At 76.0% G+C, this 10,631-nt stretch carries 13 protein-coding genes; 5 read left to right on the top strand and 8 right to left on the bottom strand.

Features of this window, described 5'->3' with window-relative positions; translation table 11 throughout:
• A complete protein-coding gene (gene pknB, locus AS188_RS05345; RefSeq protein ID WP_058857982.1) occupies positions 1 to 2,004 on the top strand; it encodes a Stk1 family PASTA domain-containing Ser/Thr kinase in 2,004 nt (667 codons plus the stop codon).
• Between the two features lie 8 nt (positions 2,005 to 2,012).
• Here the strand turns inward: pknB and AS188_RS05340 are convergent, their stop codons facing one another.
• Positions 2,013 to 2,651 carry an aminodeoxychorismate/anthranilate synthase component II gene (locus AS188_RS05340; RefSeq protein WP_058857981.1) on the bottom strand — a complete coding sequence of 213 codons (639 nt, stop codon included), beginning with the start codon at positions 2,649 to 2,651 and terminating at the stop codon, positions 2,013 to 2,015.
• A 168-nt stretch (positions 2,652 to 2,819) separates the two neighbouring features.
• Here AS188_RS05340 and AS188_RS17385 point away from each other — a divergent pair, with 168 nt between their 5' ends.
• Complete coding sequence (locus tag AS188_RS17385) at positions 2,820 to 3,218, top strand: cell division protein CrgA (protein WP_058857980.1); 399 nt, start codon at positions 2,820 to 2,822, stop codon at positions 3,216 to 3,218.
• A gap of 5 nt (positions 3,219 to 3,223) precedes the next feature.
• Positions 3,224 to 3,436 carry a hypothetical protein gene (locus AS188_RS05330; protein WP_147050618.1) on the top strand — a complete coding sequence of 71 codons (213 nt, stop codon included), beginning with the start codon at positions 3,224 to 3,226 and terminating at the stop codon, positions 3,434 to 3,436.
• A gap of 68 nt (positions 3,437 to 3,504) precedes the next feature.
• Here AS188_RS05330 and AS188_RS05325 read toward each other — a convergent pair whose 3' ends face one another.
• From AS188_RS05325 to AS188_RS05310, 4 genes are all read right to left on the bottom strand, one after another.
• A complete protein-coding gene (locus tag AS188_RS05325) occupies positions 3,505 to 4,101 on the bottom strand; it encodes a YceI family protein (protein WP_058857978.1) in 597 nt (198 codons plus the stop codon).
• A gap of 168 nt (positions 4,102 to 4,269) precedes the next feature.
• Complete coding sequence (locus AS188_RS05320; RefSeq protein WP_083529269.1) at positions 4,270 to 4,920, bottom strand: flavin reductase family protein; 651 nt, start codon at positions 4,918 to 4,920, stop codon at positions 4,270 to 4,272.
• A gap of 192 nt (positions 4,921 to 5,112) precedes the next feature.
• Positions 5,113 to 5,664 carry a flavin reductase family protein gene (locus tag AS188_RS05315; protein WP_058857977.1) on the bottom strand — a complete coding sequence of 184 codons (552 nt, stop codon included), beginning with the start codon at positions 5,662 to 5,664 and terminating at the stop codon, positions 5,113 to 5,115.
• Positions 5,665 to 5,742: 78 nt separating this feature from the next.
• Positions 5,743 to 6,522, bottom strand: a complete 780-nt coding sequence (locus AS188_RS05310; RefSeq protein ID WP_083529268.1) for an alpha-ketoglutarate-dependent dioxygenase AlkB family protein — start codon at positions 6,520 to 6,522, stop codon at positions 5,743 to 5,745.
• A 113-nt stretch (positions 6,523 to 6,635) separates the two neighbouring features.
• On the opposite strand from AS188_RS05310, the gene AS188_RS05305 reads away from it, so the two are divergent.
• The gene (locus AS188_RS05305; protein ID WP_058857976.1) at positions 6,636 to 7,652 is read left to right on the top strand and encodes an LLM class flavin-dependent oxidoreductase; all 1,017 of its coding nucleotides are present in this window, start codon (positions 6,636 to 6,638) and stop codon (positions 7,650 to 7,652) included.
• Positions 7,653 to 7,706: 54 nt separating this feature from the next.
• Positions 7,707 to 8,531 carry a GDSL-type esterase/lipase family protein gene (locus AS188_RS05300; RefSeq protein ID WP_058857975.1) on the top strand — a complete coding sequence of 275 codons (825 nt, stop codon included), beginning with the start codon at positions 7,707 to 7,709 and terminating at the stop codon, positions 8,529 to 8,531.
• Between the two features lie 154 nt (positions 8,532 to 8,685).
• Here AS188_RS05300 and AS188_RS05295 read toward each other — a convergent pair whose 3' ends face one another.
• Genes AS188_RS05295 through AS188_RS05285 form a run of 3 tightly spaced genes read right to left on the bottom strand, consistent with a single transcriptional unit; the run spans position 8,686 to position 10,570 of the window.
• Positions 8,686 to 9,318 (bottom strand): DUF3618 domain-containing protein, encoded by a 633-nt coding sequence (locus AS188_RS05295; protein WP_058857974.1) that lies wholly within the window; start codon positions 9,316 to 9,318, stop codon positions 8,686 to 8,688.
• The gene (locus tag AS188_RS05290; RefSeq protein WP_058857973.1) at positions 9,315 to 9,785 is read right to left on the bottom strand and encodes a phage holin family protein; all 471 of its coding nucleotides are present in this window, start codon (positions 9,783 to 9,785) and stop codon (positions 9,315 to 9,317) included. Before AS188_RS05290 ends, AS188_RS05295 begins: the two co-directional genes overlap by 4 nt.
• On the bottom strand, positions 9,782 to 10,570 hold the full coding sequence (locus tag AS188_RS05285; protein ID WP_058857972.1) for a hypothetical protein: 789 nt from the start codon (positions 10,568 to 10,570) through the stop codon (positions 9,782 to 9,784). The genes AS188_RS05290 and AS188_RS05285 overlap by 4 nt, the downstream gene beginning before the upstream one ends.
• Positions 10,571 to 10,631 lie beyond the last annotated feature (61 nt).

The following is a 10,631-nucleotide window of genomic DNA, read 5'->3' as shown; positions in this document are numbered from 1 at the left end:
GTGCCCGGCCGCAGCACCGTCCCCCGCCTGATCAACGACCGCTACGAGGTCGGGGAGGCCATCGGCCGGGGCGGCATGGCGACCGTCCACGTCGGGCGGGACCTGCGGCTGGGCCGGCGCGTGGCGATCAAGGTGCTGCGCCCGGAGCTGGCGCAGGACGACTCCTTCCACGAGCGCTTCAAGCGGGAGGCGCAGTCGGTCGCCGCCCTGAACCACCACTCCATCGTCTCCGTCTACGACACCGGGGAGATCGCCGCGAGCACCGAGGAGGGGGTGGACCGGCCCTACATCGTCATGGAGTACGTCCCGGGGCGCACCCTGCGCGAGCTCGTGCACCAGGACGCGGTCTCCCCGCGCGAGGCCGTGGACCTCGTGCTCGGGATCCTCGACGCGCTCGAGTACAGCCACCGCGCGGGGATCGTGCACCGGGACATCAAGCCGGCCAACGTGATCGTCACCCCGGAGGGCCAGGTGAAGGTCATGGACTTCGGGATCGCCCGGGCCGTGGAGGACACGGCCCCGGCGCTCACCCAGGCCCAGGCCGTCCTGGGCACGGCCCAGTACCTGTCCCCCGAGCAGGCCCGCGGCGCGTCGGTCGACGCCCGTTCCGACCTGTACTCCGCGGCGTGCGTGCTCTTCGAGCTGCTCACCGGCCGGGCCCCGTTCGTGGGAGAGACCTCCGTGGACGTCGCCGCCCAGCACGTGCGCGACACCGCCCCCGTCCCCTCGCAGGTCGACCCGCGGCTCGGCCCCCGGGTGGACGCCTTCATGGCGCGGGCGCTGGCCAAGGACCCCGCCGAGCGCTTCCAGGACGCCGGGCAGATGCGCCGGGCGCTGCGGGAGCTGCGCGCGGCCGTGCCGTCGGACCTCGAGCAGACCCAGCCCGTCGCCGCCGTGCCGGTGCGCGACGAGGACACGAAGACCCTGCCCCCCGTGCCGGTCCCGGCCGCGACCGCCGCCGGGACCGCGGCGACCGGCGGCCCCGGCCCCGTTCCCCCCGGCCCGCCGGGCACCGGTTCCGGCGCGGTGCGTCGGCGCCGCGGCGGCCTGCGGGCCGCCCTGTTCACCCTGCTCGTGCTCGCCGTGCTGGCGGTCGCCGGTGTCCTGGCCCTGCAGTGGGTCCAGGCCGGGCGCGAGGGCCCCGCCCTCGCGGTGGTCCCCCAGGTGGCGGGCATGGACGCGGCGGTGGCCGAGACCGCGGTGCGCGACGCCGGGCTCGTGCCCGAGCGGGACGAGGTCCACAGCGACGCCGTCTCCGAGGGAGACGTCGTGGCCACGGACCCCGCCGCCGACACCCAGGTCGAGCAGGGCAGCACCGTGGTCCTGGAGGTCTCCCTCGGGCCCGCCGAGGTGGAGGTGCCCGGCGACCTCGCCGGCCGCTCCGAGGAGGAGGTGCGGGAGGCCCTCGAGGCCGCCGGCCTCGACCCGGGCCCGACCCGCACCGTCAACAGCGCCTGGGTCCCGCGGGGCGCGGTCGTCACCACGGACCCGGCCGGCGGGACGAGGGTCCCGTCGGGCTCCGAGGTGGAGCTCGTGCTCTCCACCGGCCGCGTCACCGTGCCCGACGTCGTGGGGATGCCCCGGGACGAGGCCGTCGCGGCGCTGTCCGCGGACGGGGTGGGCCTGGGCGCGGAGGTCGTCGTCGCCGAGCGTTCGGACGTGCCGGCCGGGCAGGTGGTCGAGCAGAGCGTGGCCGGCGGCGGCTCCGCCCCCCAGGGCGCCACGATCACCCTGACCGTGGCGGTCGCCCCGCCGCCGGAGCCCAGCCCCGAGCCCACGCCCGAGCCCACCGAGGAGGAGACCCCGGAGCCGAGCCCCACCGCGGAGGAGGACGGGGAGGAGCCCACCGCGGAGCCCTCGGAGGAGCGCACCGGCGCCCCCGAGGAGGGCGGGGAGGACGGGGGCGACCGCGCCGCGGCCGCCGAGCGGGCGCAGGAGCGGGCCGCGGAGCGCGCCGAGGCAGCCCGCGAGCGGGACGAGGAGGCCCGCGGGCGGGAGCGCTGAGCCGGCCCTCAGGCGGTCATCAGCGGGGAGAGCGAGGACGCCGCGCGCGCCGCGCCCTTGAGCCCCGCGAGCTCCAGCCAGTTGCCGAGCATGCGGTAGCCGCCCTCGGTGAGCACCGACTCCGGGTGGAACTGCACGCCGTGCAGCGGGGCGCTGCGGTGCTGCAGGCCCATGATCACCCCGTTGGGCGTGCGGGCCGTGACCCGCAGGACGTCCGGGACGGACTGGGCGACCACCGCGAGCGAGTGGTAGCGGGTCGCCGTGAAGGGGCTGGGCACGCCGCCGAACACGCTCGTGCCGTCGTGCTCCACGCGGGAGGTCTTCCCGTGCATGAGCTCCTCCGCGTGGGTGACGGTGCCCCCGTAGGCCTCCGCGAGCGCCTGGTGGCCCAGGCACACCCCGAGCAGCGGGGTCCCCGTGGCCTCGGCGTGCCGGATCAGCGCCGTGCACACGCCCGCGTCGGCCGGGGCGCCGGGCCCGGGCGAGAGCAGCACGCCGTCGTGCTCGCCGGCCAGCTCGCGGGCGGCGTCCTCGCCGAGGTCGTCGTTGCGGATCACCGTGGTCTGCGCGCCGAGCTGCTGGAGATAGCCGACGAGGGTGTAGACGAAGCTGTCGTAGTTGTCCACGACGAGGATCCTGACGGTCACGGGGACTCCTGGGGTGCGGTGCGGAACGGGCCATCCCAGCTTACGCGCCGGGTCCGGGGAGCCGGTCCGCCGTCCGCGGGAGGACGGCCGCCGCAGGACGGGGACGGCTAGACTGGTCCACCGGACCCCCCGCCGTGACCACGGCCCGCCCGGCCACCAGGAGGAACAGTGCCCGAGTCCAAGAACCGCCGCCGGAAGGCCGGCCGCCGCACCCCCGCCGAGGACCGGGGCGCGGCCTCGACGCGCGTCGACGAGGAGCTGGCGCGGCTGGCGGCGGAGGGCCTGCCCGGCGGCTCGACGGCCGCCTTCGACCCGGACGCCGCGGCGACGGCCGTGGCGGCGGAGCTCACGGAGCGCTCCCGGCACGGCGGCCCCGTGCCGCCCTCCCCCACCCCGACCTGGTACAAGGTCCTCATGCTGGGCCTGATGGTCCTCGGCCTGCTGTGGCTGATCGTCTACTACCTCTTCCAGGGCCTCTACCCGGTGCCCGGGCTCGGGACCTGGAACATCGGCGTGGGGCTGGGGCTGATGATGGTCGGCCTCGTCATGACCACGCGCTGGCGGTGACCGCCGTGCCCGAGCCCCGCGATCCGGACCGGACCGGCAGCACGGCCGGCGACGACGACGGTGCGCCCCGCCCGCTGAAGGACGAGATCGCCGCCTCCCGCCCCGCCCGGGGGCGGCGGGTGGACCCGGCCCGCCTGGAGGTGCGGCTGCGCCGGTGGGCGCTGCTGCTGCTGATCGCGGTGCCGGCGGTGTGGTTCGTCGTCGAGCGCCTCGGCTGATCCCCGCACGCGCAGCGGCCCGCACCCCTCCACGGGGTGCGGGCCGCTGCGCGTGCGGGCTCCGGGGCTCAGGCCTCGGCGGAGACGGACTCCTGGCCCTCGACGGTCTCCTCGGGGTCGTCCTGCGGCGCGGTGAAGGCCACGTCGAGCTCGATGGTGACCTTGTCCGAGACGAGCACCCCGCCGGCCTCCATGGCGGCGTTCCAGGTGATCCCGAAGTCCTTGCGCGAGATCGTGGTCTTCGCGCCGAAGCCGGCGCGGGTCACGCCGAAGGCGTCCACGACGACGCCGTTGAACTCCGCGCTCAGCTCGACGGTGCGGGTGACGTCCTTGATCGTCAGCTCACCGGTGATCGTCCCCTCCTCGCCGTCGAAGGCGACCGCGGTGGAGGTGAAGGTCATGGTGGGGTACTGCTCGACGGCGAAGAAGTCGGCGCTGCGCACGTGGGCGTCCCGGTCGGCGTTCTTGGTGTCGATGGAGGCCATCTGCACGGTGGCGCTCAGGCGGGAGTCCTCGAGGGGCTCGGCGACCAGGAGCTGGGCGTCGACCTCGCGGAAGACGCCGCGGACCTTGGAGATCCCGGCGTGGCGGACGGTGAAGCCGACCTCCGAGTGGGCGGGGTCGAAGGTCCAGGAGCCGGGGACGAGATCGGTGAGCTGCGACATGGTGTTCTCCTCGGGTGGTGGGGGTTTGTTGCTGTGTCAAATACTCTAGGACGCCTTTGGTGATGTGTCAACGAACTGGGGGTGAACTTTTTCCGCTGCCACGCCGACGGGGCGCCCCCCGGTGGTGGGAGGCGCCCCGTCGGCGTGGCAGCGGCACGGCCGGCCGCGTCAGGGCGAGCCCGGAAGGGCGGAGTCCTCGCTGAGGCCGTGGAAGCGGCGGCGGTGGTAGACCAGCGGCGAGCCGGAGCTCTCCGCACCCAGCACGTCCACCACGGCGGCGTTGAAGACCAGGGCGGGACCGGCCTTGATCCGGGCCAGCGGAACGGCCCGCAGCACCCGGCCCACGCCCAGCAGGCGGGGCTCGCCGGTGGGCAGCTCCTCCCAGGGCATCTCCGCCCCGAAGCGGGGCGCGCCGGAGACCGCGAAGGACTGCGCCAGGGCGAGGTCCTCGGCGTCGAGCAGGTGCACCAGGAACGAGGGCGCCTCGGCGACGACGGCCGCGGAACCGCGGCGGGCCTGCAGGGAGAAGCCCAGGATGGGCGGGTCGACCGAGACGGAGGAGACCGAGGAGGCGGTGAGTCCCACCGGGCCCTCCGGCCCGCGCGCGGTGATGACGGCGACGCCGGCCGGGTGGTGGGCGAAGGCCGCCTTGAACAGCTCCCCCACGGGCCCCAGCCCGGCGAGGTGGTCGGCGGGCACCTCGAGGTCCCTGACGTCGGCGGCGAAGCGCTCGGCGGGGACGCCGCCGTCCGGGACCACGCTCAGGCGCGCGTCCTCGGACGCGCGGCCGGGTCCGGGTTCGTGGTGCTGGGCCGCCATGGGGGTCCTTCCGTGGGGATCGTGCTCGGTGGGTGGGGCCGGGTCCGGGCCCGTGCCGCCGGGCCCGCCCGCTGCGACCACGCTACGACCAGAACCCGGCCCCCCGGGACCGCATTCCCCGGATGACGTCATTCGGGTCACGTGGCGTCATCCGCTCGACACTGCAGTGCGAACCTGCTATGGGTCGCCCGGTCAGGGGCGGAGGCCGTGGTAGCCGCGGCCGAAGTGCACGAGCGGGTCCGCGGCGTCCCCTTCCGGCACACCCCGTCCCAGGGCGACGACCTCGCCCACGACGAGCCGGTGCGTGGCGGCCGTGTGCACGGCCGTCGTCCGGAGCTCGAACCACGCGAGGGAGCCCGCCAGCACGGGCGCCCCGGAGTGCGGCGCCCGCCGGAACGGCACCCGGTCCAGGAGCCCCTCGACGGGGTTGCCGGGGCTGGCCAGCCAGTTGGCCGTGCCCTCGTGCTCGCGCCGCAGCAGCGAGAGGGCCCACGCCCCGGACTCCTCCACGGCCTCGCAGATCCGCCCCTCCTCGAACAGGCTCACGAGCACGGTCGGCGGGTCCCAGGAGACGTCGAGGAAGCCGGTGACGGTCGCGGCGTGGTCGCGCCGGCGGTGCCGGGCAGCCACCACGCCCACGCCGGAGGCGATGTCCGCCGCGAGCAGGCGGTAGGCGCCGGCGTCCTCGGCCGAGACCGAGGACGGGTCCACGAGGCGGGCCGGGACGGGATCGGGCAGCTCCATGCGGCCAGTCTGGCACGCCGCCGGCCGCCGCGTCCGTCCCGGGGCCTTCGGTCCCGAGGGCGCTCGGCCCGGGGGCCCTCAGTCCCGGGGCGCTCGGTCCCGGGGGGCTCGGTCCCGGGGCGCTCGGTCCCGGGGCGCTCGGTCCCCGTGCGCCGGGGCCCGCCCGGTCATCCGCAGCGTGAGGTTGAGCCGGCCGCCGCGCATGCCGAGCCCGGCCGGGGCCGTGCCGGGACGGATCCGCGGCACCCCGTGGAAGGCGTAGCGGGACGGGCCGCCGAAGACGAACAGGTCGCCGCTGCGCAGCTCGAGATCGCGGTAGGGGGCCGAGCGCGTGAGCGTGTTGCCGAAGCGGAAGACGCACGCGTCCCCGAGGGACAGCGAGACGATCGGCGCCGCGGAGGCCTCGTCACGGTCCTGGTGCATGCCCATGCGGGCGGCGGCGTCGTAGAAGTTCACGAGCACGGTGTCGGGGTGGTAGCCCTGCGCTGCGGGCGCACCGGGCCCGTAGGCCTCGGCCACGGCACGGCGGCCCAGCTCGCGCAGGTCCTGCGGCACCGCCGGCGCCCGGGTGCCCGGCCCCGTGCGCCGGTACCGGTAGGGCTCCCGGTCCCGGCCCAGCGTGGCCGAGCGCACGGACATGCGCCCGCCGCCGGGCAGGACCGCGTGCCGCAGCGGCGCGGGGCCGCTCGCCCACGCGCGGCAGCGCACCACGAGCTCCCGCTGCTGCTCGGGATCGAGCCATCCGGGCACGTGGACGGCGCCGGGGGCGACCTCCTCGCGCTCGCGGGGCAGCTCGAAGAGCTCGGGCACCCCGGCGGGCAGCGGGGGCCCCTCGGCGGGGTGCGTCGGCTCGTCCATGGCACCCGAGCGTAGCGTCGGGGGCCGACACGGGGGCTGTGCCCGGGACCACTGCGCCGCGGCGCCCCCGGGAGTAGCGTGGAGGCCCTCCCCGACCCCGAGAGGTGCTCCGCATGCCCCTGCCCCTGTCCGTCATCGACTTCGCCACGGTCCGCCGCGGAGCCTCCGTGGGCGAGGCCTTCGCCGACTCGGTGCGCCTGGCCCAGCACGCCGAGCGCCTCGGCTACGCACGGGTGTGGTACTCCGAGCACCACAACATGCCCACGATCGCCTCGTCGGCGCCGGCCGTGCTCATCGCCCACGTCGCGGCGCACACGTCCTCGATCCGGCTCGGCGCCGGCGGGGTGATGCTGCCCAACCACGCGCCGCTCGTGGTGGCCGAGCAGTTCGGCACGCTCGCCGAGCTGCACCCCGGCCGGATCGACCTGGGCCTGGGCCGGGCCCCCGGCACCGACCAGCGCACGCTGCGGGCGCTGCGCCGCGACCCCTCCTCGGCCGAGGCGTTCCCGCAGGACGTGCGGGAGCTCCAGGGCTACCTGAGCGGACGCTCGGTCGTCCCCGGCGTCGCGGCGGTGCCCGGCGCGGGCACGCACGTGCCCCTGACGATCCTGGGCTCCTCCCTGTTCGGCGCCCAGCTGGCGGCGGCCTACGGCCTGCCCTACGCCTTCGCCTCCCACTTCGCCCCGGATGCCCTCGTGGAGGCCGTGGCCGCCTACCGCACGTCCTTCCGCCCCTCCGAGCAGCTCGCGGAGCCCCGGGTGATCGCCGCGGTCAACGTCATCGCCGCCGACACCGCCGAGGAGGCCGCCGCCCAGCAGGAGACGGCGCGCCGCGAGCGCGTGCGTGCCATGGTCGGGCGCGGGCGGGAGCTGAGCGAGGCCGAGCTGGACATGGTGATGGACAGCCCGGCCGCGGACCAGGTGCTGCACATGCTGCACTGGTCCACCGCGGGCACGGGCCCGCAGGTGCGCGAGTACCTCGAGCGCTTCGCGCGCACGGCCGATGCCGACGAGCTGATGATCGCCCCGGCCTCCCCCGGCCGCGAGGAGATGCTGCGCTCCCTGGAGATCCTCTCCGGGGCCTGGGGCCTGACGGACCCGGCCCTTCCGCAGGCGGCCGGCCGGGGATAGGTTCGGGCTCAGCGCGGGCGCCTCCCGGCCCCGCCCCGTCCGGAAAGGCCCGCCATGCCCTCGACCCCCTCCCGCCGCGCCGCGGCGGTCCTCGGCGCCGCCCTCGCCCTCACCGGGCTCGGTGTCCCGTCCGCTGCGGCCGCGCCGCCCACCCTCGACGTCGTCAACCTCGGCGACTCCTACTCGGCGGGGATCGGCACCGGCGGGGTGCGGGCCCAGCCCTGGGACGAGCGGTGCCTGCAGGGCTCGGGGCGGGACCACGTCGCCGCCCTCGACGACCACCCGCGCGTGGACGTGGTGCTCGACGCCGCGTGCGCGGGCTTCCGCAGCGCGGACGTGGCCGTCCTCGCCGGGACGCCGGCGGTCGCGGCGGCGCTGGCCGGGGCCGACGCGGTGACCCTGACCCTCGGCGGCAACGACGTGGGGTGGGGCGAGTTCGTGACCCGGTGCGGCACCCGGGGCGACCCGGAGGCGTGCGAGGAGCTGCAGGACGGGGCGCCGGCGCGGATCGCGGCGGCCGCGGAGGCCGCCGGGCGGACGGTCGCCGCCGTCGACGACGCCACGTGCGGGCAGGTCGTGGTGCTCGGCTATCCCCGCCTCTTCGACGCCCGGCGCGACTCGGCCCTGATCACCGCCGAGCGCGCCGCCGAGCTCAATGCGTGGACCGACGAGCTCAACGCGGCCCTGGAGGAAGCGGTGACGGCCGAGGGCGCGGTGTTCGCGGACGTCACGGACCGGTTCCGCGGCCACGGGGTCGGGGCCCGGGACCCGTGGATCCTCTTCGAGCCCGGAGGGCAGGAGAACCTGCACCCCACGGAGCGGGGCTATCTCTCCGGGTACCTCCCCGCACTGCGGGGTGAGCTCGCCCGGACCCGCTGAGGTCCGGGCCCGGGCGGGCCCCGTCCCGCTGGGGCCCGCCGGAGCCCGGGCCGGCTCGCCCGCGCCCGGCCGGGCTCCGACCTGCAGGGGCGGGCACGAGGAAGGCCCCGGACCGTCGCGGTCCGGGGCCTTCCTCCCTGCTGCTCGGTGCCCGTCAGGCGTTGCGGGTCTCGTCCTTGACGTGCTGCGCGGAGCCCTGGGCCGAGGACTTCAGGTCCTGCGCCTCGGACCGGCCCTGTTCCTTGACCTCCTGGGCGCCCGAGGTCGCGGTCTCCTTCACGGACTGCGCGGCCTCCTGGGCGGGCTCCTTGAGATCCTCCGCCACGTGCCGGGCGGAGTCCTTGGCCGAGGACACCGCGTGCTGGGCGTGCGGCTGCACGCGGTCGGCAGCGGTCTCGACGAGCTCCTGCTCCTTCTGCGAGGAGGGCAGCAGGGAGCCGACGAGCCAGCCGGCGCCCAGGGCGATCAGCCCGGCCGCGAGCGGGTTGCCGCGGGTCCTCGCCCGGGCGGCCTGCGGCGCGTGCTGGACGGCGTCGCGGGCCTGCTCGGCCCGGTGGGACGCCTCGTCCCGGAGCTCGCCCGTGCGGTCGCCCAGGGCGAACTCGTCGTCGGAGGCGCCCATGACCCGCTCGCGCACCCCCTGGACCTTGTTGCGGACCTTGCTCTTCTGCCGGTCGACGACCCGCTCCGGGGTCACCTTCTCGGCCACGGCGTCGACGTCGGACCCGAGACGGGCACGGGTGGCCTCGATGTCGGCGCGGATCTGCTCGGGGTTCTGCTGGCTCATGGGGTCTCCTTGGAGGGTTTCACGGTGTCCGGGATCTCGGAGAGGGTCTCACGGGTGTGGTGCACCGGGTCGTGGGTGGCCTCGGTCAGCTCGCGCTGGCCCTTCTTGAGGTTCTTCTTGCCGACGGCGGCAAGGATCGCCGCGATGATCGCCCAGACGACCGCCACGATGACGGCGGACCAGCCCAGGCCCACGAGGTTGCCCAGGGCCCACATCAGGGCCAGGGAGAGGAAGAGCAGGACGAAGTGCCCGGCCACACCGGCGCCGGCGAGCATGCCGGCCCCCTTGCCCGCGTCCTTGGCGGACTGCGAGGCCTCGCGCGCGGACTGCCGCAGCTCGGCCTTGGCCAGGGCCATCTCCTGCTGGATGAGGGTGGAGAGGTTCGTGCTCAGCGACTTGAACATCTCGCCGAGCGACTCCCGCTCCGCCCGCGCCTCGGCGTCGGAGGGAGGAATGGGGTGGCTCATCGACGGTCGCCCTCCTGGTCGGGGTAGACGGTGCCCGGCACGCGGTCGGTGTAGGTGCGGGCGGCCTCGCCCTGCTCCGCGGACCGGTAGGCGTAGGGGTCGCCCGGGGTGTAGCCGCCGGCCTGCCCGCCCTCGAGGTGGCGACCCTGCCCGGACTGGGTCCCGGGGCCGGACCGGTCCCCGGTGCGGTCGCCGGAGACGCCGAAGTACTCCTTGGCGCCCTCCTTGTCGGTGGCGATGCGGTCGCTGTCCTTCGCACCGCGGGTCGCCCGGCCGGCGAGGAGGCCGATGCCGGCGGCCACGGCGAGGAAGGTGCCAGGGCGGCGGGCCGCGAAGCGGCGCACGTCCTGGAGCAGCTCCTGGCCGTCCTTGTTCTCCAGCGAGGAGGCGAGGCTCTCCACGCGCCCGGAGACGTTGCCGAGCAGGCCGGCGACGTAGTCGGTCTCGGGCTTCTCGCCCCGGGAGAGGGCGTTGATCTCGTCGCTCAGGGAGCGGACCGTCCCGGCCATCCGCTCCTGCTGGGGCCGGGCCTGCTCGCGCAGGCCGCTGGTGAGCTGGTCCAGCAGGCCCTGGACCTGGTGGGCGGCCTCCTCCTTGACGGCCACGGCCTGCTCCTTGGCCGTCTCCTTGACGCGCTCGCCGGAGCCGGCGGCCTCGTGCTTGAGCTGGGCGGCCTCGGCCTTGCCCTGCTCGGCCGCGACGTCCTTCTTGGAGGGGGTGCCGGTCGCGGCCGCGTGGCTCGGCGCGGCGTCGTGCCGGGTGGGGTCGTACGGGTTCGTGGTCATGGTTCCGCCTTTCGTCAGCAGATCATAAGGTCACTTAGTGCGCGGACTGGGTCCAGCCTAG

The organism is Kocuria flava (genome assembly GCF_001482365.1).
Classification (GTDB): Bacteria; Actinomycetota; Actinomycetes; order Actinomycetales; family Micrococcaceae; genus Kocuria; species Kocuria flava.
This window is presented reverse-complemented; position numbering and strand designations above follow the sequence as displayed.

Excerpts from the sequence above, each read along its gene's own strand:
- AS188_RS05295 (WP_058857974.1), bottom strand. The coding sequence starts at position 9,318 with ATGAGCCAGCAGAACCCCGAGCAGATCCGCGCCGACATCGAGGCCACC.
- AS188_RS05320 (WP_083529269.1), bottom strand. The coding sequence starts at position 4,920 with ATGGCGGCCCAGCACCACGAACCCGGACCCGGCCGCGCGTCCGAGGAC.
- AS188_RS05315 (WP_058857977.1), bottom strand. The coding sequence starts at position 5,664 with ATGGAGCTGCCCGATCCCGTCCCGGCCCGCCTCGTGGACCCGTCCTCG.
- AS188_RS05300 (WP_058857975.1), top strand. The coding sequence starts at position 7,707 with ATGCCCTCGACCCCCTCCCGCCGCGCCGCGGCGGTCCTCGGCGCCGCC.
- AS188_RS05285 (WP_058857972.1), bottom strand. The coding sequence starts at position 10,570 with ATGACCACGAACCCGTACGACCCCACCCGGCACGACGCCGCGCCGAGC.
- AS188_RS05325 (WP_058857978.1), bottom strand. The coding sequence starts at position 4,101 with ATGTCGCAGCTCACCGATCTCGTCCCCGGCTCCTGGACCTTCGACCCC.
- AS188_RS05305 (WP_058857976.1), top strand. The coding sequence starts at position 6,636 with ATGCCCCTGCCCCTGTCCGTCATCGACTTCGCCACGGTCCGCCGCGGA.
- AS188_RS05290 (WP_058857973.1), bottom strand. The coding sequence starts at position 9,785 with ATGAGCCACCCCATTCCTCCCTCCGACGCCGAGGCGCGGGCGGAGCGG.
- AS188_RS05310 (WP_083529268.1), bottom strand. The coding sequence starts at position 6,522 with ATGGACGAGCCGACGCACCCCGCCGAGGGGCCCCCGCTGCCCGCCGGG.